Below are 23074 nucleotides of genomic sequence, written 5' to 3' on the forward strand. Positions count from 1 at the left end.
ATGAATGTACTGTTCGCAACTTCGGAAGCGGTGCCGCTGGCCAAAACCGGAGGATTGGCTGATGTAGCAGGAGCGTTGCCCAAAGCGCTTAACAAGCGCGGCTGCGATGTAAGGGTTATGCTGCCCAAATATGAGGAAATTCCGGGGGAGATGCTGGAGCATTTCGAGCTGCTGGCGGAGTTTCAGGTGTATTTTGGCTGGCGCAATCAGTATTGCGGCTTATGGAAGGGCAAAGTCGGCGAAGTGGTCTATTATTTGATAGACAACGAGTTTTATTTCAAGAGAAAGGGACTTTACGGATACGGCGATGATGCGGAACGATTCGTTTTCTTTTGCTTTGCGGTAATGGAAGCGGCGCGCCATATGGATTTCCGCCCGCAGGTGGTTCATGCGCATGATTGGCAGACCGGCCTGATTCCGTTCCTGCTCCGCACCCGCCATGCTTTTGATCCGGCATGGGCTTATGTGAAATCGGTGTTCACCATTCATAATCTGAAATATCAAGGCATATTCGGCATGGACCTTATCAAGGAGCTGACGGGGGCCGGCGACGAGCTGTTCCAGCAAGGCATGGAGGGGCTGGAGTTTTACGGCGCGGCAAGCTGTATGAAAGGCGGTCTTCAATACGCCGATAAGCTGACGACGGTCAGCCCGACCTATGCGGAGGAAATTCAAACGCCGTATTACGGAGAAGGGATGGATTCGTTGCTTCGCTGCCGCGGCTGGGATCTGACCGGCATTATTAACGGCATCGACCTGGATGAGTTCGATCCCATGAAGGATGACTGCCTGCATACCCCATACCGGAGCTCGCTTTCCAGAAAAAGAAAAAACAAGCTTGATTTGCAGCGCGAGATGGGATTGACGGAGGATGCCTCTATTCCGTTGATCGGCATTGTTTCCAGGCTGGTGGAGCAAAAAGGCTTTGATCTCATAGCCGCCACTCTGGATGAATTGATGCAGGACGATGTTCAGCTAGTGGTGCTTGGAACGGGCGAGCCTCAATATGAAGACTTGTTCTGGCACGCAGCAGGGCGATATCCTCAAAAAGCGGCGTTCTGGAGAGGATACAGCGATCGGATGGCGCGGCGCATTTACGCCGGCTCGGATATGTTCGCCATGCCGTCCAAATTCGAGCCTTGCGGACTCAGCCAGCTGTTGTCGCTTAGATACGGCACTGTTCCTATTGTCCGGGAGACAGGGGGACTGCGTGACACGGTATTTTCCTATAATGAACTTACAGGCGAAGGAAACGGCTTCAGCTTTGCCAATTATAACGCCCATGATTATTTGCACACCGTTCGGCGGGCGCTTTATTTTTACCGTGACGAAGAAATCTGGAAAAAGATCGTTGAAAACGGCTCGCGCCGCGATATTAGCTGGAACGCTTCCGCCAAGGCCTACATGGATTTATACACAAATCTTGCCGCGCATCGAAAGGAGAATGAACCATGGCCCGTCATCTCGTAATCGGCAACGGAAAACTTCTTGTTAATCTGGATCAAACCTGTTTTGTCCGGGATATTTTTTTCCCCTTTGTCGGTCAGCTTAATCATGTCGGCGGCCATTATTGCCGCTTCGGCATTTGGGTGGAGGGCGTTTTCTCCTGGCTGGACGATCCCGAATGGAGCTTTGATCTGGACTATATTCCGGATTCCCTGGTTACGAATATTATCGCGCGAAACGAACGTCTTGGAGTAGATCTGTACATTAACGACGGGATTCACCAACGGGAATCGATCTATATCAAAAGGGTGGTGGTCCGCAATCGGCACAGCCAATCCCGCGAGGTCCGGTTGTTTTTCCACCAGGATCTGATGATCGAAGGTTCGGAGGTTGGCGATACCGCTGTTTATTATCCCGAAAACCATACGCTTTATCACTATAAGCGGTCCAACTATTTTATGTTCAGCGGCATGTCCGACGAAGGGGGCATGATGCAATATTCAACGGGCATCAAGCGGTTCCAGTCCGCTGAAGGAACCTGGCGCGACGCAGAAGACGGCACGTTGATGGGCAACAGCATCGCGCAAGGCTCCGTCGACAGCACGATCAGCTTCCGCTCCTTCGTTGAGCCTGACGGCGAATCCGATTTTTATTATTGGATGTCGGTTGGTTCCAACCTGGAGGAGGTCAAGCGGCTGGATCAATACGTTCACGACAATCATCCCGAAAAGCTGCTAAGCCGGATGGTCGTTTATTGGAAGCATTGGCTGCGCCGCGCGGAGACCGATCTGGGAAATTTGCCGCCAGAGGTGGAGAAGCTGTTTAAGCAAAGCTTGCTGCTTGTCCGGACCCAGGTGGATGAACGCGGAGCCATTCTGGCCGCAAATGATACGGATATTTTGGCATATAACCGCGATCACTACAGCTATATGTGGCCACGCGACGGAGCATTGATTGCGGATGCGATGTCGCTTGCGGGGTATCAAAGCGTCATCGCGCCGTTTTTTCATTTTTGCGCGACGGCTTTGGCTCCCGAAGGTTATTTGTACCACAAATACAATCCGGACGGAACGGTGGGATCAAGCTGGCATCCCTATATTGTTCAGGGCAGCCGGCGCTTGCCGATTCAGGAGGACGAGACGGCGCTGGTGCTTCTGGCGCTGTGGAAGGATTATGAGCGCAATGGCGTAATCGAGCTGCCTCAGTCGCTGTACAGCAATTTAATCCGCAAGGCGGCTAATTTCCTGAGCGACTACATAGAGCCGTCTCTGTCGTTGCCCAAACCAAGCTACGATTTGTGGGAGGAACGTTACGGAATCTGGACCTTTACGGCGGCTTCGGTATACGGCGGCTTGATGGCGGCAGCCCAGTTTACGGATTTGTTTGGCGACTATGAACGCAGCGACCGTTTTAAGGAAACCGCCCACAAGCTCAAACAAGGCATGCTAAAGCATCTGTGGGATGAGGAAAGCGGACGGTTTGCGCGGGGACTGATTCAGCGGGACAATCGTTGGGTTAAAGACATGACGCTGGAGAGCAGCATGTTCGGCGTATTGGAGTTTGGCGTTTTGCCCGTGGACGACTATCGGGTTATTCAAACGATGGGCGCCATCAAGGAAGGCTTGTCGGTCAAAACGGATATCGGCGGAATCGCCCGCTACACCAATGACTACTATTTCCAGCAATCCGGAGAAATTGATAAAGTGCCCGGCAATCCATGGATTATTTGTACGCTGTGGGTGGCGAATTTCGAAATTGATTCGGCCAAATCGCTGGAGGAGCTGGAGGGACCAAAGGCAACGCTTTGCTGGGTGGCGGCTCATGCGCTGAAAAGCGGTCTTCTGCCGGAGCAATTAAATCCCTATGACGGCACTCCGCTATCGGTGGCGCCGCTAACCTGGTCCCATGCGACGGTTGTACAGAGCGTCTGTAAATACGCCGCGAAATACAAGGAATTGAGCAGATCCAATTAAATTGCGTTATTCTCATCCCAAAAGACGGCTGATCTTCATCGCGTAATGCTGTATAATCTGGATAGAAGCTGATTGGTAATATTCAATGGGCAAAAGCAGCTCATGATGATCCCCGTCGGAGGAAGTTCCGACAAGGGAGATGGGCCGGCGGCTGCGGGACAGAGTTATGTCTCGCGGCCGTCCTGCGTTTTGCGGGCAGCAGGTAATCAAAAGGATAGCGGGAGGCAAAAATGAGCGGCATTTACGGCATTGGCGTAGACATCGGAACAACAAGCACCAAAGGGGTTGTTTTTACAGAGGAAGGAATCCTCAAAACACAGCATGCGGTTGAATATCCTATGCATACGCCGGAACCGGGGGCGGCGGAGCAAGACCCTGATGTTATTTTCGCGGCGGTTATCGAGGTCATCTCGGGCTGCATGAAATACCTTGGGCATGAGGGGGACAAGGTTGCGTTTGTATCGTTTAGCTCCGCCATGCACAGCGTGATACCGGTTGATGAAGAAGGGAAACCGCTGTCGCAGTGTCTGACATGGGCGGACAACCGCAGCAAATTTTGGTGCGACAAGCTGGAGAAGGAATGGGACGGCCTCAACATTTATAGATTAACGGGTACGCCTATTCATCCTATGAATCCATTAACCAAGCTGATTTGGCTGCAAAATGACCGGCCTGATCTGTTTAACCGCGCAGGTAAGTTTATTTCCATAAAAGAATATGTGTTTTTTAAGCTGTTTGGCCAATACGTGTGTGATTATTCAATCGCTTCCGCGACCGGATTGCTAAACGTGGAAACGCTGCATTGGGATGCCGAAGCGCTGGCTCTGGCAGGAATCGGGGCAAACAAGCTGTCGCAGCTGGTGCCGCCGACGTTCAGCTTGAGCGGCTTGTCGGCAGAATATGCGGCAGCAATGGGGATAAAACGCGAGCTGCCTTTTGTAGTAGGCGCAAGCGATGGAGCGTTGTCCAATATCGGGCTTGGCGCTACGGCACCAGGCGTTGCCGCTATAACGATCGGAACAAGCGGGGCATTCCGCATCCTTTCGGACAAGCCTCAGCTTGACCCTGAAGGGCGCACTTTTTGTTATGCGCTTACAGATTCCAAGTGGCTGGTTGGAGGCCCCGTCAATAATGGGGGGATCGTGTTCCGCTGGGTAAAGGAGCAGCTAGGCGGATTGGAAATGCAGGAGGCGGAGCGTACCGGCAAGGATGCTTATGAGCTGCTGACTGCTCTTGCCGCCGGCATTAAGCCGGGATGTGAAGGGTTGCTTTTCCATCCTTACCTGGCAGGCGAAAGGGCGCCTTTATGGAATGCCGACGCCAGGGGTTCCTATTACGGTCTTACGTTGCGGCATACGCGGGCCCATATGGTTCGAGCCGCCATGGAGGGCATCCTGTTCAATCTGAAATCGGTGCTGTCAATTGTGGAATCGCTATGCGGTCCCGCTTCGCGAATCAAGGCTAGCGGAGGTTTTGCGCGTTCCGCTTTATGGCGCGGCATGATGGCGGATATTCTGGGCCGCGAAGTGCTGATTCCGGATTGTATCGAAAGCTCTTGCCTTGGCGCTGCCATGATCGGTTTTAACAGCCTTGGCTGCCGGCCGGATTGGGAAATCGGCGAAGGCGGCGATTTGCATGGCCATATTCCAAACGCCGGGCATGTCGCCTTGTACGAGGAACTGTTCGATATTTTCCAAAAGCTGTCGCCTGCTTTGACGCAGCAATATGAAGCTATCGCAGAATACCAGCGCAAAAAAGAAAGCGGGTTATTCTAATGCACAAACATGGCATGTACTCCACACGCCAAATGAATGACGTCGAGCTTGAAGGTGTCAGCCAACTGGCAGCTCTGTGCAACCAGCAGGACGGCATTGAATTGAAGCTGAACTGGACAATGCTGCGGGAGCGCCCCGGCAAGGAAAATGGCGATTTTCTGTTTTACGAGGACGGAAAATTGGTTGGTTTTCTCGGCATTTATCAATTTCAATCCAGGGAAGTCGAAATCAGCGGAATGGTTCATCCGCTTCATCGGCGCAAAGGAATATTCGGACAGCTGGTTGGAGCCGCGAGGCAGGAAACGTCTTCCCGAGGCGTTCCCAAAATGATTTTTATTTGCCAAAACGGCTCTTTGCCTGGCAAGGCTTATCTGGACGCGCTGGGAACAGCATACAGCTTCTCGGAATATTGGATGAAACTTGAAGGTGAAGCGTCGGAACCTCGGCCATCCCAATTAGACATCGGGGAAAAGCTTATTCTTCGCCTAGTGGAACCGGGGGACTTGATGGCTATCGCCAAACTCAACGCCGAAGGATTTGATATGACGGAGGAGGATGCGCTGAAGTTTGCCGAAAATAGCGCCGCCCAAGCCTCCAGTCCGGCATTTGTGGCCGAGTTGAGATCAAGCGGCGGGAAGGAAGCCAAAATCGTTGGCAAAATTAACGTCAGACTGAACAACGGCCAAGCGTTCATTTATGGCTTTGTGGTTGCTTCGTCGGAGCGGGGAAAGGGCTTTGGCAAACGCATTCTCCGGGAAACAATCATCGCTATAAAAGAAATGGACAGCGGCGCCTCCATAGCTCTGGAGGTGGCTGTCAAAAACGAAGCGGCGCTTGGCTTGTACGAAGGGACCGGGTTTGTGGTCAAAAAATCGACGGACTATTATGAGCAAAATACGTAGCGCAGGTCATCACAGGGGAGCCAATTGCTGGCTCCCGGGTCCCAAAGCCTGAAACGCGGCTTTTTTGGGATATTGGCGAATATGCTTGATTCTGGAGTCGCCGATAAGGCGCATATTGTTGCCTGCCTGAATGCTGGAAGCGGAGCCGGCTGCAATGACCCGGATACATCCAACCGATATTCGCTCGCAAGGATTGTCCCGTTCCACGGTAACGGCGTTGCCTGATTCAAACGCCTCATCGGACAAAACAGGGTAAGGGCGGCTAAACAGATCATAGGATTCAAAATAAACATTGCCAGCCGTCAGATGGTCCTCCGCCCGCTGCACAGCCAATGCCCGAAGCCGGCCAAACGTTTCGCCCCGGTCTCCGAACTGCACGCCGGAGCCTGAAGCTGCGCTTATAATGTACACGAAGCCGATAACAGCCGTTCGGATCTCGCCTTTCATTTCTTTGGCCGCCCCCCTGCTTCCGGTTCTCCCGCAGACAGACCGGCGCCTTCCGGTTCCGGCATTGGCGCGAGCGGACCAACAATGACGGATTCGGGCGGCGTATCAAACATGGAATAAAGAGCGACATGATCATTATCGCCCACTTGCAGCATGGAAGCGCTGGATACCCCCAGCACATCGATCCCGCCAACGTTCAAGCTATGGTTTACTACGTGAAAATGAATCATGTTCCGTTACTGGCCTCCTGTTGTCCCCGTTTTAACCTGCGACATGTAATTGATAATGGCGGCGTCCGCATCGCGCTTCGTTTTTTCATAAACCGTATCGGCTATCAGATGAGGGAAGGGAGCCGCGCTTTCGCCGCCGTTTTGCTCCATCTGGGTCAAATAATAGCGAATCCGCGGCGACAGCTGCTTGCGGACATCCTCGATAATCAGCTCTTTATGCCGGTCGTCCAGACTTAAACCGTGCTGTTTCCCATAATTCAGCAATGCCTGGTGGGCGTCATTGTCCAAATAATGACTTAGCCGGTCTAAAATGCTCCGGAACATGTCGGTCGGAGGTTCAATGGAGGAGCTTGCGGAGGGAAAAACATTGCTTTTGCCGACAGTCAACTGCTCAATGCTTTCATCTTCCCCGCCATTCCCCGCTCCCGGAGCCGTCATGCCGATGTTCAGTGTACCTTCCAGCTTCTCCACCTTCAACTGGTCAAAATGGTACTGGATATTGTCGATATGATAGGTCGGCTTGTTTTCGAGCTGTTTCAGTTTGCCGGCGAGTCCGGCAGTCAGCTCTTGAAGCTGGGCGATCTGCTCTTGCTGCTTCGCAAGCTTTGTTTGAACCTCAAGGGACCACGCCTGCCATGGCGACAAGCCGCTTTCATCCTTCAAGACAACTCACCTCCTCCAAAGTTGCGAAGCAAACAAAGTATCGATAGCCCCAAATGAAAGCAGGAGGCGCTTAGGCGGGATTGGGCAGCGGCACGAGGGACAGCGGGCTTTCTTCGCCCAGCTGCGGGGCGGGCCCTTTAAACCCGCCCGTATTGTACAGCTGGGACAAGGATCGGATGGAACCGGAGCTTCCGACCTGCAGCACCGAGCTGTTGGAGATGCTGTCTACCCGAAATTGATGAATGGTAATATGCTGCTGAATATGCCAATTCATACGATGTTCGCTCCGCTAGTTACGTTTGTGTTGTCCTGCACATCGGGATCGGCCGTATTGGTGGCGCTGACCGCATTGTTGGAATTGGTCAGACTTCCCGTCAGAAACGAACCTGAACCCGCATAGGTTTTGGAATTGCTGGAGGGGGACACCTGAACCGTATCGCCGAATTGGACGACGGAGCCGGAACCTACGCTTACCAGCTTAACAAACCCTACAACAGCCGGCATTTTCATCACCCTTTTGATTGACGTCGATATGCTGCATTGTATGCGGCATTCGCCCAGGGGGTTCCGTCTTGCCGGGCAAGTGTCCCGGTATCCCCGACGCGCATAGAATGGGAATAAGGAAAAGGAGCGGGGGATGGAGATGTCGACCAACTGGGATGATCTGGAGCGCTGGCTGGAGCGGCAGCAGCTGCCCAAAGGCATGGATATTTTGAAGGAGCCGGATTGGGTTGAGCGGTTCGTGCGCAATATGATGACCAAAAGCTTGCCGGAAGCGGCTGGCGTCATGGGCAGAAACCACAACGCCGAAATTTCCGTAAAGGGTGACTTTGTACACATAGAATGGAAGCTGCCTTCAACCTGCGAGCCAGATAGGCTTACGCTGCATGTAACGGAAAGAAAGGTAAGGCTTGGCGGTTTAAAGGGAGGCAATAAGGTTGATATCAAGCTTCCTTGTCTCGTCATTCCCCGTCAATGCCGAGCGCACTCGGCAAATGGATTGCTTCACATTAAGCTGCGCAAGCGGCGCAGCCGTACTGCCGCATTCCAGCACGGCATCGATTGGCGATAACGCAAATGTGTGCGATCAATCACAAAAAGATGGCGTTTTACTATCGAATGGCTGGATTAAGTAAAGCGTTTACCGTATAATGTCATATAGAACCATCGGGAAATGATGGAGAGGGAGTGTCGTCCGTGTCGCTGGTTGACGTTAGCAGTGTTTCCGCCGGATTGTTTATTCTGGGGGTCGTGTTTTTGCTGCTCATTTTCGGACTGCTCAGCCTTGGCATTTTGCGCATGTTCCAGCAGCATTTTAAATCCGGCTGGATTTGCTTTGGAGGAGCCGTTGTCAGTTTTGCCGTATTTATGTGGATTTTAAACAAATGGTACTTATAAAGGTTGTTCAAAAAGTCCACTTCCCATAACGCAGCATGTCTGGCGGCATGTTCAGCGTCGAATATGGAATTCAGCCGCCGAAATATCCCATCTTCTTGGTACTGAAAAGCGGACTTTTTGAGCTATTATTTTATAGTGATCCTGGGGGAGTAGGCATGTTCTGGACAGGCGTCTGGTTTGTGGTGAATCTGTTTTTTGTAGCTTCGGTTATCGTCTATTTGTTTATGAGGCGCGCCTATTCCATGGCGGAGCATCAAGGAGTCGATGCCGCACAGCTTAAAGTGCTTAAAGCCCGCTGCAAATGGACTGGCATCAGCGCGATTCTGCTCTTCGCGGGGATGGCGGCAAGCTTTGTTACGAATATGGCAGTAAACGGCTAAAGCGGCTCTCATTGACGAGAGTCTTTTTTTTCGGCAAAATATGAAGATAGAGACCTTTAGATATGGAGGAACGGCCATGCATACCATTGAAGAAATCGTTGGAGTGATGTCGAGCCAGGGATTGCGGGTGACGGATCAGCGCAGAACGCTGGCCGGACTGTTCGCAGACACGCCGGGATATCTTTCTCCCAAAGACGTTTATGATTATATGGGCCGCACGTACAGCGGTTTAAGCTTTGATACCGTTTATCGCAACTTGAGAGTCATGGAGGAGCTTGGCGTACTGGAGCAGGTAGTGTTCGAGGACGGCGTTAAATTCAAGCTGCACTGCAGGGAGGCGCATCATCATCATCATATGATCTGCCTGCAATGCGGACGCACGCTTCCCATTACCTTTTGTCCGATGGAGCAAACCAAGGTTCCGGGAGATTTCACCGTGGTGAAGCATAAATTTGAAGTGTTCGGCTACTGCAACAGCTGCTCTCAGGAAGAGCAAAGTGCCGAGGGGAAAGCATGACCTTGACCGGATCAGACAAAAAGGAACCGGGGCCCGAGCCTGCTGAAACCGTGGAGAGGCAAGAGGGTGAAAGTAGCGGGCAGAGCTTAAACCGGGATACGGAGAACCGAAGCCGCAGCGTCATGAGGGTCGTGGCGCAAGCTCCGATTCATTTTTACCGAAAGGTTATCTCTCCGCTCAAGCCGCCGACCTGCAGGTTTTATCCCACCTGCTCGGCTTATGCTCTTGAAGCGATTGAACGCCATGGCCCGATCCGGGGGTCGTGGCTGGCCGCGCGCCGTATCGCGCGTTGTCACCCTTTTCACCCTGGCGGCTTCGATCCCGTACCGGAGCGGTTGGACGCACGAAGCGAAAACAAGCTGACGTAACCAGCCGTCTTGACATTGCTTGTTAAAATTGAGTATATTTTAACCATATCGTGAATTGCCGAAGAATGGATGAGTACAGCGAAGCACCTTTACAGAGAGCCGGGCAGGAGGGTGGAAGCCGGTAAGGAAAAGCGCTGGAATATGGTCCGGGAGGCACCGCTTTCGAGCAGCAAGTGGAGTAAGACTGCGGCGCAGCGCCAGCGTTAACGGCGAAGGCCGCCCCATGCGACGGGCGGAAATGAAGCGGATCTCTACAAGCTTGCGACCAGATAAGGTTGTGTTGGCGGAGAGCCGGAATTTGGGTGGTACCACGTGAGCGCAGCTCTCGTCCCATGTTGGACGGGGGCTTTTTGTGTTTTTCAGAAAAAGGAGGAAAAAGGAATGACGGACAAAAAAACCTTTTATTTAACAACGCCGATTTATTATCCCAGCGACAATCTTCATATCGGGCATGCCTATACCACGGTAGCCGGAGACGCAATGTCCCGCTACAAGCGGCTGCGCGGCTACGATGTCTGGTTTTTGACCGGCACGGACGAGCATGGGCAAAAAATTGAACGCAAAGCGCAAGAAAAAAACAAAACGCCGCTCCAGTTTGTTGACGATATCGTCGTAGGCATTCAGAGTTTGTGGAACAAGCTGGAAATTTCGAATGATGATTTTATCCGTACAACCGAAGATCGCCATAAAAAATCGGTCGAGAAAATATTCCAGCGTCTGCTGGAGCAGGACGACATCTACAAAGGCGAATACGAAGGCTGGTATTGTACGCCGTGCGAATCTTTCTTCCTGGAGCGCCAGCTTGACCAGGGCAATTGCCCGGACTGCGGCAGACCCGTGGAGCTTGTCAAAGAGGAGAGCTATTTCTTCCGGATGAGCAAATACGCTGACCGCCTGCTTCAGCATTATGAAGAAAATCCCGGTTTTATCCAGCCGGAATCCCGCAAAAATGAAATGATCAACAACTTTATTAAACCCGGCCTTGAGGATTTGGCCGTTTCTCGTACAACCTTCGACTGGGGCATCAAGGTGCCGGGAGATCCCAAACACGTGATCTACGTCTGGATCGACGCGTTGTCCAACTACATTACGGCCCTTGGTTATGGAGCCGAAGGCGGAGACGAAAAATACAGGAACTTTTGGCCTGCAGACGTACATCTGGTTGGTAAGGAAATCGTCCGTTTCCATACCATCTATTGGCCGATTATGCTGATGGCTCTTGACCTTCCTTTGCCGAAAAAGGTTTTTGCCCACGGCTGGCTGCTGACCAAAGAAGGAAAAATGTCAAAATCCAAAGGCACCGTTATCGATCCCGTTGTGCTCATCGACCGTTACGGCCTGGACGCGTTGAGATATTATTTGCTTCGCGAAGTGCCGTTTGGCGCGGATGGCGCCTTTACGCCGGATAATTTTGTCGAGCGCATCAACTTTGACTTGGCTAACGATCTGGGCAATCTGCTCAACCGTACCGTCGCGATGATCGACAAATATTGCGGAGGAGCAGTGCCTGCTTACGCCGGAACAGTGACGCCGTTTGACGAATCATTGGAAAAGCTGGCCGCAGAAACCGTCGCTCAAGTGGAAGCCCATATGGAAAACATGGAGTTTTCCGTTGCGCTTGCGGCGTTATGGCAGTTTGTCAGCCGCTGCAACAAATACATTGATGAGACGCAGCCGTGGGTCTTGGCAAAAGACGAAAGCAAAGCAGGCGAGCTTGCATCCGTTATGCATCATTTGGCGGAAGCGCTGCGTTATATTTCCGTTCTGCTGCAGCCGTTTCTTACGCATGCGCCGCATGAAATGTGGCGTCAGCTGGGCCTCGAGCAAGGCGAGCTGACAAGCTGGGAAAGCCTGCGCAGCTTCGGTAAGCTGCCGGGAGGTACGGCAGTCATCAAAGGAGCGCCGCTGTTCCCGCGTCTGGAGATGGAGGAGGAGGCGACTTATATCGCCAACTCGATGAAAGGCGGCGCTCCTGCGGCGTCTGCTGCAGCGCCTGTCGCTGACGGCGCTTCTGCTGACGGTGCCGAAGGAAATCCTGTAGAAAAGCCGGAGACCAAGGAAGAAATCGGCATCGACGATTTTGCCAAAGTAGAGCTGCGGGTAGCCCAAGTGCTTTCCGCAGAGCCGGTGCCAAAAGCCAATAAGCTGCTGAAGCTGCAGCTTGATCTCGGCTACGAGCGCCGTCAGGTCGTGTCCGGCATCGCCCAATATTACACGCCGGAAGATCTTGTAGGGCGCAAAGTGATTTGCGTAACCAATTTGAAGCCGGTCAAGTTGCGCGGCGAATGGTCGCAAGGCATGATTCTGGCGGCATCGCAAGGCGACCAGCTGACGCTGGCTACCGTTCCTGAGACAATGCCAAATGGCGCCATAGTAAAATAAATAAGCAACAACCGGCCGGTTCTTGCGGCCAGCCGCTTCCTTTTCGGGGAAGCGGTTTTTTTGTTCCTCTTTTACGGACATTAAATTGGTAGAGGCCTTTTTTTGGTTGACAGGGACCTGGGCTTGATTTATAATCCTAAACGTAATAGTAACGATTACTAAAAAGAAAGAGTGGTAGAGCCCTATATGTTCAAGATTCGTCATTATCGTCATGTCGCAACAGCCGCGGCATTGTCTTTGCTGCTTTTATTAGCTGCTTGCAGCGGGAATTCCAACAGCGGAACCAATGGAGGCACACCTTCTGTATCCCCAAGCAATGCAACGGGGTCAGAGCCGGTACAGGAAACGGCTGCGCCCGCCGAACGCCTTAAAGTTGTCACCAGCTTTTATCCTCTCTATTATTTGGCTTCGGAAATTGGCGGCGAGCATGTAGAAGTGGCCAATCTGATTGCAGCTGGCATTGAGCCGCATGACTGGACGCCAAAAAGCCAGGATTTGGTGCAGGTTTCCCAAGCCGACTTGTTTCTGTACCATGGAGCGGGACTGGAAGTATGGATCGGTGATTTCCTTAAGGGCGTATCCGCCGACAGCAAAGCGATTATAGCCGAAGCCAGCGCAGGCATTGAATTGATCAGCGGACAAGAAGATGAGCATAGCCACGAAGAGGAAGGACATGACCATGAGGAAGACGGCCATAGCCACGAGGAAGATGAGCATGGTCATTCCCATGACACTGACCCGCACACGTGGGTGAGCCCGAAATCGGCTCTGGTGCTGGCGGCTAATGTGAAAAAAAGTCTGGCGGAAGCGGACCCGGACCATGCGGCAGACTATGAAAGCGGATATGCCTTGGTTAAAGAGAAGCTGGAATCGCTGGACCAGGCTTACGAGGAAGGGTTGGCAACCGTTTCGCAAAAAAATCTGGTTGTTTCCCACCAAGCGTTCGGTTATTTGGCTAGAGACTACGGTTTGAACCAAATCAGCATTATGGGGCTTAGCCCCGATGCCGAGCCAAGAGCTCAGGACATCGCCAAAATCGCAAAATTCGTAAAAGAAAACGGCGTAAAATATATCTTTTTTGAAGAGCTGGTTTCCGATCAACTGGCTAATATGCTGGCAAACGAAGCAGGAGTGGACACCATGGTCCTGAATCCATTGGAAGGTTTGACCAAGGAACAGGAGCAAGCAGGGGAAACCTATATCCATTTAATGAACACCAACTTGCAAAATTTGATGAAGGCATTACAATAAAGAAGACGATTAACTCAGAACCGGAGCTGCTATCAGCTCCGTTTTTGTTGCAGGGAGTGAGTTATAGATGCCGGACGGGAGCGGAAATATGGATTACGGAGCAAGCTGCCATCGGGAAGTTATAGGCATTCGCAATGTTTCATTTGCCTACGAGCAGAAGCCGGTGCTTTCCGGGGTGACTTTTAGCGTTAAGGAACGCGATTTTATCGGCTTGATCGGCACAAACGGCGCCGGCAAAACAACGCTGCTGCGCATGATTGCGGGCCTTCACAAGCCAAGCAGTGGAGAAATTACGCTTTTTGGCGAACCGATAGCCAAGTTTAAAGAGTGGAACCGGATCGGCTATGTGCCGCAGCGGAACAGCTTTAACCCCCAGTTTCCCGCAACGGTCAAGGAAGTGGTCACTTCCGGGCTTTACGGGAGAGGGATGATTCTGCGCTTTTTGACAAAGGGGCATCACACCAAAGTGCTGGATGCCATGGATGCGATGGGAATATCGGATCTGAAGGAGAAAAAAATCGGACAACTTTCGGGCGGACAGCAGCAGCGTGTCTTTTTGGCGAGAGCGCTTGTCAATAATCCGTCCTTGCTTATTTTGGACGAGCCTACGGTAGGCATCGATGCCGAGACGCAGCAGAGCTTTTTCCATATGATCAAACACATGCACCAGCATCATAATATGACGTTTCTGATGGTGTCGCATGATATGGATATGGTGAAAGGTTATTTGGGTCAGGAGCCTGCTTCAAGCTGGGGCAAGCTGAATTTTTACATCAAGCATTCGCATGAAACGCAGGATTGTGTGGAGAGCAATCTGGCGCATAGCCTCAAGGGGCTGCGAGAGCAATTGGAGAGCGGGAGAGAGGTTGTTTCGGTTGTTGGAGATACTGGAGCTTGAATTTTTTCAGAGAGCGTTGATCGGCGGCGTATTTATCGGAATTACCGCGCCTCTGATCGGGTTGTTTCTGGTGCTGCGCCGTTTGTCGATGATTGGAGATACATTGTCCCACGTAGCAATCGCTGGCGTAGCGCTTGGGCTGCTGATCGGCTTTTATCCGCTTGCGGCTGGCGTTATTTTTGCAATTGCGGCTTCCTTTGCCATCGAGAAGCTGCGTAAGGCTTATAAAACCTATGCGGAGCTGTCGCTTGCCATCATCATGTCCGGCGGTATCGCGCTGGCGTCTATCCTCTTTACCTGGGGCAAAAGCTTTTCAATGAACGTCAACAGCTATTTGTTCGGCAGCATCTATACGCTTAGCACCGGCGATTTGTACATGATCGGCGGCGTTACCATTGCCGTGCTGGTTATTATCGGCTTTCAATTGAAGGAACTGTTTCTGATGACGTTTGACGAGGAAGCTGCGGCGGTGGGCGGGCTGCCTACGAGATTTTACAATATTATGTTCAGCGTGCTGACTGCCCTTGTGATTAGCGCTGCGATCAAAATCGTAGGCGCTTTGCTAGTCTCCGCGCTGTTGACGATTCCGGCCGCATGCAGTCTTGTTGTTGCAAGAAGCTTCCGCCAAAGCGTCATCATCGTAATGATCATTGGCGAGGTTGCCGTTATTGCGGGTTTGCTGTTAGCCGGCGTATGGAATCTGGCTCCCGGCGGAACGATCGTGCTTCTGCTGATTGGAGTGCTGCTGGTTTTGCTTATGCTGCGCAAGGGATTTCGAAGAGCGGGCTGACATCAGAGCTTCAGCCCGGCAATCTTTTTGACAGGAAGGTGAAGAGGATTGAATGAAATCAATATGTGGCTGGCGCTTGGCGCGGGCTTTGCTTCATTTATATCTCCGTGCTGTCTGCCGCTGTATCCGTCTTATCTTTCTTACATAACCGGCATTTCCGTTACCGAGCTGAAGGAATCCCAACTGGGCAAGCAGAAGCGGCTAATTACGATGAGCCATACGTTTTTCTTTATTTTGGGCTTTAGTACGGTTTACTACACGCTTGCTTACGGGGCCAATGTATTCAGCGAGGTATTAGTAGAGTACAATGAGCTGATCCGCAAGTTATCCGCCATTCTTATCGTATTGATGGGACTGTTTCTGGTTGGCATTTTTCAGCCGGGGCTTCTTATGAAGGAACGTCGGTTTAATCTGATTCCCAAAAAAGCAAGTTATGTCAGCTCTTTTATTTTTGGCATCGGATTTTCGGCGGGCTGGACGCCATGCACGGGACCGGCTTTGGCCGCAATTTTGGCGCTTGCCGCTTCGGAGCCTGGAACCTGGTTTGGTTTGACGACAGCTTATGCCATCGGATTTGCGGTTCCCTTTTTTGTCCTGGCCTTTTTTCTGGGAACGGCACGCTGGATTTTGCGCTATTCGTCGATCGTCATGAAGATTGGCGGGGTCATTATGATTTTGATGGGAATTATGCTGTTTACCGACCAAATGACGCAAATTACGATATGGCTGAACGGGCTGACGCCTGAATGGCTGAAGTTTTAATTACGTCTTCAAGCTTGCAGACGGGCTTGCGCAAGGTGTATGATACTTAGAGTGACCAGGGGGTGTCTTGAAACGCTTAGGGAGCAGATGTTGCCGAATTTTTGTTCTATGCAAGGCGCTTTTTCGCAGGTTTACCGGAGGTAAGTCCAGGAAAAGTAACGCAGCAGAGGGCGAAAAGGCGGCGCTAGCTGCCCTTGAGAGGGTTTTAAGACACGCCCCAGAGCAACGCCTGGATTATAGGTGAAGAAGCAAGGTTGGGGGGTTCTAAGGTGCCGACTCCGAGCATGGAAGACTACTTGGAACGCATTTATAAGCTGATTGAGGAGAAGGGGTACGCCAGGGTATCGGATATTGCCGAAGGACTGGAGGTTCATCCCTCGTCGGTTACGAAAATGATCCAGAAGCTGGACAAGGACAATTATTTAATTTACGAGAAATACCGTGGACTCGTCCTGACCAATAAAGGTAAAAAAATGGGCAAGCGGTTGATGGAACGGCATCATCTGCTGGAGGAATTTTTGACGGCGATTGGCGTACAGGAGGAAAACATCTACAAGGATGTCGAAGGCATCGAGCATCACTTGAGCTGGGATTCCATTACCTGCATTGAAACGCTGGTTGAATATTTTAAGCGCGACAGCGGCCGAATCCAGGAGCTGAAAGCGATTCGCACAGAGATGGAAAGCGACTAAAACAAATAAGCATCAAAAGAAAGAGCAGGTCGTCAAGGTCGAAGCCTTGATGACTTGCTCTTTATATTTTCCACAGCTTTCAAATGAAGGTTCAAAAAGTTCGGTTATCAGTGCCAAGAAGATGGCAAGAAGCTAGAAATCGAGGACCGGAGCGTAGTGGTAGCTACGAGAGGACCGGAGATTTCGGCTGAATGCCATATTCGACGCCGACCATGACGCTAGTCAAGCCCCGCAATGGGAAGCGAACTTTTTGAACTGCCTCATAAAATGAAGGTTCAAAAAGTTCGGTTATCAGTGCCAAAAAGATGGCAAGAAGCTAGAAATCGAGGACCGGAGCGTAGTGGTAGCTACGAGAGGACCGGAGATTTCGGCTGAATGCCATATTCGACGCCGACCATGACGCTAGTCATGTCACGCAATGGGAAGCGGACTTTTTGAACTACCTTTTAGTGGTATTTGGGTGTTTCGTCGTCATCTTTGCCACCTTCAATAACACGAAAAGGGACGGTTTTGGAACGCGGACGGTCTCTGCGTGTTTTGCTCGATGACGGTTTTTGCGTTACCTGGGCGCGCCCTCCACGCTCTTTTCGGAGAAAGGACGGCGGAAACTTGTAAAGAAGAAAAATGCCGCCAATAATGACAATCGGAAGCCACAAGCTTTTGAGACTTATGAATAATCCGACAACCATAAGCACAAGCAACACCATCTCAAGAACCGATATGCCTTTAAATTTTTTCATGGATGTCACACCTTTCTCTCCAAAAATGGAGCCGATAGCTTTGGCCGGCTTTGCGCGCCGGCACGTTGTTTAGCTTGCCTTAATGTCTGCCGACTCTCCAAGCTTGCGGTCCAATTCCAGCATCCGCTTGAAGGAGGCGATGGAAACTTCAACTTGCTCGTTATTAGGCTCCTTTGTCGTTAGCAATTGAAGCCACAGCCCAGGATAACCAAGGAAACGGAGCACGGGAATGTCGCGCAGGGCGTTGGTGAAGCGCAGCACCTCATAGGAGATGCCCAGTACGACCGGAAGGAGCGCGATCCGAATCAGAATGCGGTCCCACAATCCTTGCCAAACGAAGATGGGCAAGGAATAAAGAACAACGCCGACTATAACCGTAAATACAATAAAGCTGGATCCGCACCGATAATGCAGTCTGCTGTACTTTTGTACGTTGGCAACCGTCAATTCTTCTCCCGCCTCGTAAGCGCTAATCACCTTATGTTCGGCGCCATGGTATTGAAACAGGCGTTTGATAAGCGGAGTCAAGGAAATGAAGTAGAGGTAACACAACAATAATATGATTTTTATAAGGCCTTCCAGCAAATTATGACCAATAGAGCTTTCGAACAAACCTTTAAAAAGCATTTCCTCCAAAGCCGCTGGAGCGGCGGTGAAAATCAGTTTGCCGAAAATAAAAGACAAAACGCCTGCAACTGCAACGCTGACAACCATGCCCAAGCTGAAGCCGCTTTTCTTTTCCGGCTTAGGCGTCTCGACGGGTTTGGTTCCGTTTTTGGCCGCATCTTCTTCCGTTTCGTCCTCCGCATAAGCTTCCATTGAAAAGTTCAAATGCTGAGAACCTTTGGCGCTGGACTCGATTATGCCAACAACGCCGCGCAGCAGCGGAATTTTTTTGAGCGGCTTAACCCAGCTTTTTGAGGTTCGCGGCACTTCATAATATTGGATTTCTTCATTTTTTCGGCGAACAGCCGTGACGTTGACATGTTTGCCGGCAAACATGACGCCTTCGATAACGGCTTGTCCGCCGTAAATGTTTCTGGATTCCTGAGGCAAGTGCGTGTCACCATCCTAATCGTTCGATATTGGTTTCCTCTTATTGTACTTGAAATGGCGGAGGTTTGCCAACGGAGCGGGAGAGGAAGCCGGCAGACTGGTTTGTGCGATTATGAAAAGCTTCAAAACGTCATACTAAAGGCAGAGCTGTAAATTTGTATGTTGAAGGAGCATTTGAGATGAAGGAACAAAAAGGCGGGGAAGCTATGAAAGGCGGGACAAATCCCGTATGGTTCAGCCTGAAGATCGGACTGTTTGCGGGATTGTTCGGAGGCGTGCTGCGCTGGGCCTTATATGAAATGAAGTTTACGGCGGTGATGCCGGGTTTTCTGCTTGAGCCTTTTTTTCGCCACAATTATCTGCATACGATATGGGGCATCGTGACTGGCCTTGGATCTTACATTCTGTTCTCCGCCGTTGCGGCGCTTCTCTATCAGGCAGTATTGGGAAGGCTGCGCGGGCCATGGCCCGGCCTAATTTATGGAGCGGTCTGGGGGTTGATTGCAGCCGTTATTGGCCCGCTTCTCGGCATGATGGAAAAAATCAATGTAATTGGCTGGAGCAGTCTCATTACCGAGTTTTGTGTCTTTCTGCTATGGGGATTGTTTATCGGCTATTCCATCGCTTTTGAGTTTACGGATGAAGCATCGCGAGAACCGCTTGGCGCGAGATAATAGTTGCTGCTTCTCAAGGTACTGCCATTTGTGGTAAAATGTCTAATGATTCGGGGAGAAGTCGAGCGTAGAAGCCTGGGAGGGACAAGTGTGAGCAAAATCGCAGTTTTAAACGGACCCAATTTGAATATGCTTGGCATCCGGGAACCCGGTGTATACGGAAGCGAAAGTCTTGCTTCCATAGAAGCACTGATTTCCGCCAAAGCTGAAGAACTTGGGATTGAGGTGTCCTTCTTCCAGAGCAATCACGAGGGCGAAATGATCGATCGGATTCATGCCGCTTACGGCAAGGAAGACGCCATCATCATCAACCCCGGCGCATGGACACATTACAGCTATGCCATTCGCGACGCGCTTTCGGCCGTTGCGCTGCCCATAGCGGAAGTGCATCTGTCCAATATCCATAAGCGGGAGGCATTCCGCCATGTATCGGTCGTAGCTCCCGTTGCTGTGGGACAAATTGCCGGCTTCGGAGCACATGGCTATGTGCTGGCGCTGGAGGCGCTGCATTTGCGGCTTCAGGAATAATCCGGCTTCTAAGGAGAGACTGAGAATGACAATGAAACGAGTGGAAAAACTGCGCTCGGCAATGAACGAAGCGGGGTTTGAGGCCTTGCTGATTGGAAGTCAGTACAACCGGCAATACATAAGCGGATTTTCGGGTTCGTCCGGGTTTGTGCTGATTACAGCGTCAAAAAGCATGTTGCTGACGGATTTTCGATACACGGTGCAGGCCGCAAGCCAGGCGGCCGGTTTTGAAATTGTGGAGCATGGCACAAGCCCGCTTAAAAACGTGCTGGACATTTTGAAGGCCGAAGGCGTATCTAGCCTTGCTTTTGAGCAGGATCATGTGACCTATGCCGAATATCTTTCCTGGAGCAATGTGCTGCAAGGCGTAAAGCTTGCCCCTTGTGCTGGTCTTGTGGAGAATCTGCGCATGTTCAAGGACGAAGCGGAACTTTCGGTTATGCAGGAAGCAGCCGATTTGGCCGACCGCACCTTCAAGCATATTTGCGGAATCATTGCGCCAGGCATTCGCGAAAGCGATGTGGCGCTTGAGATGGAAGTGTTCATGCGCAGCAACGGCGCAACGAGCTCATCCTTTGATACAATTGTGGCCTCCGGCGAACGTTCTGCGCTGCCTCATGGCGTAGCCAGCGATCGCACCATCGGTAACAATGAATTCGTCAAACTGGATTTTGGAGCTTTATACAACAGCTACTGCTCTGATATTACCCGGACTGTGGTTGTTGGAAAACCAAGCGACAGGCATCTCGAAATTTACAACATTGTGCTGGAAGCGCAGCTTCATGCGCTGGAGAATATCAAACCGGGCATGACGGGCATGGAAGCCGACGCGCTTGCGCGCGATATCATTACGCGGTATGGATACGGCGACAACTTTGGCCACAGCACCGGTCACGGCCTTGGCATGGAAGTGCACGAAGCGCCGCGGCTGTCTCGTCTTAGCGACACGATTTTAACCCCCGGCATGGTTGTAACGGTGGAGCCTGGCATATACCTTCCCGGCTTTGGCGGCGTAAGGATTGAAGACGACATCGTTATTACGGAAACCGGTATTAAAATATTAACCTCATCCCCGAAAGAGCTTATTACTCTGGGATAGGAATCATCACTCAGGAGGGAATCAGCAATGATTTCAGTTAACGATTTTAAGACAGGTTTGACCGTACAAGTAGACAACGATATTTTCACCGTATTGGATTTTCAACACGTTAAACCGGGCAAGGGAGCTGCGTTTGTCCGCTCCAAGCTGAAAAACCTGCGCAACGGCAACGTTGTGGAAAAAACGTTCCGCGCCGGCGAAACAATCGGCCGCGCTTTGATCGAAAACCGCGCCGTGCAATATCTGTACAATTCCGGTTCCGAATATTCCTTTATGGATAACGAAACGTTCGACCAGTTCAGCCTGGACAAAAAGCAGCTGGAGTGGGAAGTCAACTTCCTGAAGGAAAATATGACCGTGAACATTACAAGCTACCAAGGCGAAATTCTGGGCATTCAAATGCCAAACAGCGTGGAGCTCACGGTTACGGAAACCGAGCCAGGCGTTAAAGGCAACACGGCACAAGGCGCAACCAAATTCGCCAAAGTGGAAACCGGCCTGAACGTTCAAGTTCCTTTGTTCATCAACGAAGGCGATGTATTGCTGATCGACACGCGCGAAGGCAAATACATTTCCCGCGCATAGAATGATTCAATGCCGTCCGATAACGATCGGGCGGTTTTTTGTTGCGCTTATAAAATTGATTTATACCCAAGACAAGCTTAATTGTGATATAATACGATCTTGTATGTATATGTCAGGGCTTAGGGAGTGAGACCGCTTTGTCTTTGATCGTGATGAAGTTTGGCGGCAGTTCCGTAGGGACGCCGGAAAGAATGGAAAGAGTTGCAAAACGTATTATTGATCGACAGTCGGAAGGCCACGATATTATTGTGGTAGTGTCTGCAATGGGAGATACAACGGACGACCTGATCGATCAGTCTAAAAAGCTGAATCCCAATCCGCCGGCGCGGGAGATGGATATGCTGCTCACCGTCGGCGAACAAATATCGATTGCGCTTTTGTCCATGACGATTCATGGATTAGGCGGTAAAGCCATGTCGTTTACTGGCTGGCAAGCCGGCATCCAGACGGATCATGTACACGGTAAAGCCAAAATTACCGATATTGATCCGCAGAAACTTCGCCAGGCGCTCACGGACGGCAACGTTGCCGTCGTGGCAGGCTTCCAGGGAAGCGACGAAAACGGACAAATTACGACGCTGGGACGAGGCGGCTCCGATACGACGGCCGTAGCGCTGGCGGCGGCGATCAAGGCCGATCTATGCGAAATTTACACGGATGTGGACGGCATTTATTCCACCGATCCCCGTATCGTCAAAAATGCCCGCAAGCTGAACGAAATTTCGTATGATGAAATGCTTGAGCTGGCTCATCTTGGTGCGGCGGTTCTTCATCCGCGCGCGGTAGAATACGCCAAGCATTACAGCGTAAAGCTTGTTGTGCGTTCCAGCTTTACCCAAAATGAAGGGACCATTGTGAAGGAGGAAGCAAATATGGAGCAAGGCGTCGTTGTTAGCGGAATTGCTTTTGAAAAAAACGTGGCCAGAATTAGCATTATGGGCGTTGAGGACGAGCCTGGCGTATTGGCTCATGTATTCGGCGCTTTGGCGGATCGCGGCGTCAACGTTGATATTATTGTTCAAAGCGGCGTTGAAGGCGGCAAAGCCGACTTTTCCTTTACAGTGTCCGGCGATGATCGCGAAAAGGCTATTTCCACTATCGAATCCATCCGTGATACGGTTCCTTACCGTGAAACGACCTCTGAAGGCGGCCTGGTGAAGGTTTCCATCGTTGGCGCCGGCATGGTCAGCAATCACGGTGTTGCGGCTACCATGTTTGAGACCATATCCAATCTGGATGTCAGCATCAAAATGGTCAGCACCTCTGAAATCAAAGTGTCTTGCGTTATTGCTTCGGAAAAGCTGAATGAAGTGGTCATTGCCCTTCATACAGCTTACGGTCTTGACACTGCCGAGCAAGCTTTCGTCGGCGGTCCGTCCGAGCGCAGATAATGTAGTTATATTAATGAGGAAATGCCCCTTAGTCTCCGATTGGAGCCTAAGGGGCATTTTTGCGTTGGAGTAAGAGTGGTCTTGAGGCCGGTGAGTGTCTTTAACCCCGCTTAAGGGCGTCTTTGAC

At 51.3% G+C, this 23074-nt stretch carries 27 protein-coding genes; 20 read left to right on the forward strand and 7 right to left on the reverse strand.

What is annotated here, in order from left to right:
• From glgA to ACX93W_RS01355, 4 genes are all read left to right on the forward strand, one after another.
• Complete coding sequence (glgA, locus tag ACX93W_RS01340; RefSeq protein WP_459390523.1) at positions 1 to 1470, forward strand: glycogen synthase GlgA; 1470 nt, start codon at positions 1 to 3, stop codon at positions 1468 to 1470.
• Positions 1452 to 3419, forward strand: a complete 1968-nt coding sequence (locus tag ACX93W_RS01345; protein WP_459390524.1) for a glycoside hydrolase family 15 protein — start codon at positions 1452 to 1454, stop codon at positions 3417 to 3419. The genes glgA and ACX93W_RS01345 overlap by 19 nt, the downstream gene beginning before the upstream one ends.
• A 230-nt stretch (positions 3420 to 3649) precedes the next feature.
• Positions 3650 to 5194, forward strand: a complete 1545-nt coding sequence (locus tag ACX93W_RS01350) for a gluconokinase (protein WP_459390525.1) — start codon at positions 3650 to 3652, stop codon at positions 5192 to 5194.
• Positions 5194 to 6096, forward strand: a complete 903-nt coding sequence (locus ACX93W_RS01355; RefSeq protein ID WP_459390526.1) for a GNAT family N-acetyltransferase — start codon at positions 5194 to 5196, stop codon at positions 6094 to 6096. The genes ACX93W_RS01350 and ACX93W_RS01355 overlap by 1 nt, the downstream gene beginning before the upstream one ends.
• Positions 6097 to 6105: 9 nt before the next feature.
• Here ACX93W_RS01355 and ACX93W_RS01360 read toward each other — a convergent pair whose 3' ends face one another.
• From ACX93W_RS01360 to ACX93W_RS01380, 5 genes are all read right to left on the reverse strand, one after another.
• Positions 6106 to 6543, reverse strand: coding sequence for a spore germination protein GerPE (locus tag ACX93W_RS01360; protein WP_459390527.1), 438 nt, complete (start codon positions 6541 to 6543; stop codon positions 6106 to 6108).
• On the reverse strand, positions 6540 to 6773 hold the full coding sequence (locus ACX93W_RS01365; RefSeq protein WP_459390528.1) for a hypothetical protein: 234 nt from the start codon (positions 6771 to 6773) through the stop codon (positions 6540 to 6542). The genes ACX93W_RS01360 and ACX93W_RS01365 overlap by 4 nt, the downstream gene beginning before the upstream one ends.
• 6 nt (positions 6774 to 6779) lie before the next feature.
• A complete protein-coding gene (gene gerPC / locus ACX93W_RS01370) occupies positions 6780 to 7436 on the reverse strand; it encodes a spore germination protein GerPC (protein WP_459390529.1) in 657 nt (218 codons plus the stop codon).
• A gap of 70 nt (positions 7437 to 7506) precedes the next feature.
• Positions 7507 to 7710 carry a spore germination protein GerPB gene (locus ACX93W_RS01375; RefSeq protein ID WP_459390530.1) on the reverse strand — a complete coding sequence of 68 codons (204 nt, stop codon included), beginning with the start codon at positions 7708 to 7710 and terminating at the stop codon, positions 7507 to 7509.
• Entirely contained in the window at positions 7707 to 7940 is a 234-nt protein-coding gene (locus ACX93W_RS01380; RefSeq protein ID WP_459390531.1) for a spore germination protein, read from the reverse strand. Before ACX93W_RS01380 ends, ACX93W_RS01375 begins: the two co-directional genes overlap by 4 nt.
• A gap of 139 nt (positions 7941 to 8079) precedes the next feature.
• Here ACX93W_RS01380 and ACX93W_RS01385 point away from each other — a divergent pair, with 139 nt between their 5' ends.
• From ACX93W_RS01385 to mntR, 11 genes are all read left to right on the forward strand, one after another.
• Positions 8080 to 8508 (forward strand): Hsp20/alpha crystallin family protein, encoded by a 429-nt coding sequence (locus ACX93W_RS01385; RefSeq protein ID WP_459390532.1) that lies wholly within the window; start codon positions 8080 to 8082, stop codon positions 8506 to 8508.
• A 125-nt stretch (positions 8509 to 8633) separates the two neighbouring features.
• Positions 8634 to 8834 (forward strand): hypothetical protein, encoded by a 201-nt coding sequence (locus ACX93W_RS01390; RefSeq protein ID WP_459390533.1) that lies wholly within the window; start codon positions 8634 to 8636, stop codon positions 8832 to 8834.
• 155 nt (positions 8835 to 8989) lie between these two features.
• On the forward strand, positions 8990 to 9214 hold the full coding sequence (locus ACX93W_RS01395) for a hypothetical protein (RefSeq protein WP_459390534.1): 225 nt from the start codon (positions 8990 to 8992) through the stop codon (positions 9212 to 9214).
• Positions 9215 to 9290: 76 nt separating this feature from the next.
• Entirely contained in the window at positions 9291 to 9731 is a 441-nt protein-coding gene (locus ACX93W_RS01400; protein ID WP_459390535.1) for a Fur family transcriptional regulator, read from the forward strand.
• Positions 9732 to 9853: 122 nt separating this feature from the next.
• A complete protein-coding gene (gene yidD, locus ACX93W_RS01405; RefSeq protein ID WP_459391979.1) occupies positions 9854 to 10099 on the forward strand; it encodes a membrane protein insertion efficiency factor YidD in 246 nt (81 codons plus the stop codon).
• A 312-nt stretch (positions 10100 to 10411) separates the two neighbouring features.
• Positions 10412 to 12481 (forward strand): methionine--tRNA ligase, encoded by a 2070-nt coding sequence (metG, locus tag ACX93W_RS01410; RefSeq protein ID WP_459390536.1) that lies wholly within the window; start codon positions 10412 to 10414, stop codon positions 12479 to 12481.
• A gap of 186 nt (positions 12482 to 12667) precedes the next feature.
• The gene (locus ACX93W_RS01415; protein ID WP_459390537.1) at positions 12668 to 13732 is read left to right on the forward strand and encodes a metal ABC transporter solute-binding protein, Zn/Mn family; all 1065 of its coding nucleotides are present in this window, start codon (positions 12668 to 12670) and stop codon (positions 13730 to 13732) included.
• Between the two features lie 67 nt (positions 13733 to 13799).
• Positions 13800 to 14630: a metal ABC transporter ATP-binding protein gene (locus ACX93W_RS01420; RefSeq protein WP_459390538.1), complete on the forward strand. Its 831-nt coding sequence runs from the start codon at positions 13800 to 13802 to the stop codon at positions 14628 to 14630.
• Positions 14611 to 15420: a metal ABC transporter permease gene (locus tag ACX93W_RS01425; protein ID WP_459391980.1), complete on the forward strand. Its 810-nt coding sequence runs from the start codon at positions 14611 to 14613 to the stop codon at positions 15418 to 15420. Before ACX93W_RS01420 ends, ACX93W_RS01425 begins: the two co-directional genes overlap by 20 nt.
• Before the next feature lie 48 nt (positions 15421 to 15468).
• Complete coding sequence (locus tag ACX93W_RS01430; RefSeq protein WP_459390539.1) at positions 15469 to 16182, forward strand: cytochrome c biogenesis CcdA family protein; 714 nt, start codon at positions 15469 to 15471, stop codon at positions 16180 to 16182.
• A 269-nt stretch (positions 16183 to 16451) separates the two neighbouring features.
• Positions 16452 to 16874, forward strand: coding sequence for a transcriptional regulator MntR (gene mntR / locus ACX93W_RS01435; protein ID WP_459390540.1), 423 nt, complete (start codon positions 16452 to 16454; stop codon positions 16872 to 16874).
• Between the two features lie 446 nt (positions 16875 to 17320).
• Here the strand turns inward: mntR and ACX93W_RS01440 are convergent, their stop codons facing one another.
• Positions 17321 to 17614: a hypothetical protein gene (locus ACX93W_RS01440; protein ID WP_459390541.1), complete on the reverse strand. Its 294-nt coding sequence runs from the start codon at positions 17612 to 17614 to the stop codon at positions 17321 to 17323.
• Positions 17615 to 17683: 69 nt separating this feature from the next.
• Positions 17684 to 18670: a DUF1385 domain-containing protein gene (locus ACX93W_RS01445; protein WP_459390542.1), complete on the reverse strand. Its 987-nt coding sequence runs from the start codon at positions 18668 to 18670 to the stop codon at positions 17684 to 17686.
• A gap of 179 nt (positions 18671 to 18849) precedes the next feature.
• On the opposite strand from ACX93W_RS01445, the gene ACX93W_RS01450 reads away from it, so the two are divergent.
• The 5 genes from ACX93W_RS01450 (at position 18850) to ACX93W_RS01470 (ending at position 22947) form a co-directional block, all read left to right on the forward strand.
• Positions 18850 to 19344, forward strand: a complete 495-nt coding sequence (locus ACX93W_RS01450) for a YqhR family membrane protein (protein ID WP_459390543.1) — start codon at positions 18850 to 18852, stop codon at positions 19342 to 19344.
• Between the two features lie 90 nt (positions 19345 to 19434).
• Positions 19435 to 19872 carry a type II 3-dehydroquinate dehydratase gene (gene aroQ / locus ACX93W_RS01455; protein ID WP_459390544.1) on the forward strand — a complete coding sequence of 146 codons (438 nt, stop codon included), beginning with the start codon at positions 19435 to 19437 and terminating at the stop codon, positions 19870 to 19872.
• Between the two features lie 25 nt (positions 19873 to 19897).
• Positions 19898 to 20971 (forward strand): M24 family metallopeptidase, encoded by a 1074-nt coding sequence (locus ACX93W_RS01460; protein WP_459390545.1) that lies wholly within the window; start codon positions 19898 to 19900, stop codon positions 20969 to 20971.
• 27 nt (positions 20972 to 20998) lie between these two features.
• The gene (gene efp, locus ACX93W_RS01465) at positions 20999 to 21556 is read left to right on the forward strand and encodes an elongation factor P (protein ID WP_459390546.1); all 558 of its coding nucleotides are present in this window, start codon (positions 20999 to 21001) and stop codon (positions 21554 to 21556) included.
• Positions 21557 to 21693: 137 nt separating this feature from the next.
• Positions 21694 to 22947 carry an aspartate kinase gene (locus tag ACX93W_RS01470; protein ID WP_459390547.1) on the forward strand — a complete coding sequence of 418 codons (1254 nt, stop codon included), beginning with the start codon at positions 21694 to 21696 and terminating at the stop codon, positions 22945 to 22947.
• Positions 22948 to 23074: the final 127 nt, after the last annotated feature.

The organism is Paenibacillus sp. CAU 1782, from assembly GCF_054551715.1.

Coding starts and splice junctions, on each gene's coding strand:
- ACX93W_RS01375 (WP_459390530.1), bottom strand. CDS start 7,710: ATGAATTGGCATATTCAGCAGCATATTACCATTCATCAATTTCGGGTA.
- ACX93W_RS01415 (WP_459390537.1), top strand. CDS start 12,668: ATGTTCAAGATTCGTCATTATCGTCATGTCGCAACAGCCGCGGCATTG.
- efp (WP_459390546.1), top strand. CDS start 20,999: ATGATTTCAGTTAACGATTTTAAGACAGGTTTGACCGTACAAGTAGAC.
- ACX93W_RS01420 (WP_459390538.1), top strand. CDS start 13,800: ATGCCGGACGGGAGCGGAAATATGGATTACGGAGCAAGCTGCCATCGG.
- ACX93W_RS01360 (WP_459390527.1), bottom strand. CDS start 6,543: ATGAAAGGCGAGATCCGAACGGCTGTTATCGGCTTCGTGTACATTATA.
- glgA (WP_459390523.1), top strand. CDS start 1: ATGAATGTACTGTTCGCAACTTCGGAAGCGGTGCCGCTGGCCAAAACC.
- ACX93W_RS01460 (WP_459390545.1), top strand. CDS start 19,898: ATGACAATGAAACGAGTGGAAAAACTGCGCTCGGCAATGAACGAAGCG.
- ACX93W_RS01355 (WP_459390526.1), top strand. CDS start 5,194: ATGCACAAACATGGCATGTACTCCACACGCCAAATGAATGACGTCGAG.
- ACX93W_RS01350 (WP_459390525.1), top strand. CDS start 3,650: ATGAGCGGCATTTACGGCATTGGCGTAGACATCGGAACAACAAGCACC.
- ACX93W_RS01450 (WP_459390543.1), top strand. CDS start 18,850: ATGAAGGAACAAAAAGGCGGGGAAGCTATGAAAGGCGGGACAAATCCC.
- ACX93W_RS01380 (WP_459390531.1), bottom strand. CDS start 7,940: ATGCCGGCTGTTGTAGGGTTTGTTAAGCTGGTAAGCGTAGGTTCCGGC.
- yidD (WP_459391979.1), top strand. CDS start 9,854: ATGAGGGTCGTGGCGCAAGCTCCGATTCATTTTTACCGAAAGGTTATC.
- ACX93W_RS01345 (WP_459390524.1), top strand. CDS start 1,452: ATGGCCCGTCATCTCGTAATCGGCAACGGAAAACTTCTTGTTAATCTG.
- ACX93W_RS01440 (WP_459390541.1), bottom strand. CDS start 17,614: ATGAAAAAATTTAAAGGCATATCGGTTCTTGAGATGGTGTTGCTTGTG.
- ACX93W_RS01385 (WP_459390532.1), top strand. CDS start 8,080: ATGTCGACCAACTGGGATGATCTGGAGCGCTGGCTGGAGCGGCAGCAG.
- ACX93W_RS01365 (WP_459390528.1), bottom strand. CDS start 6,773: ATGATTCATTTTCACGTAGTAAACCATAGCTTGAACGTTGGCGGGATC.
- ACX93W_RS01395 (WP_459390534.1), top strand. CDS start 8,990: ATGTTCTGGACAGGCGTCTGGTTTGTGGTGAATCTGTTTTTTGTAGCT.
- ACX93W_RS01400 (WP_459390535.1), top strand. CDS start 9,291: ATGCATACCATTGAAGAAATCGTTGGAGTGATGTCGAGCCAGGGATTG.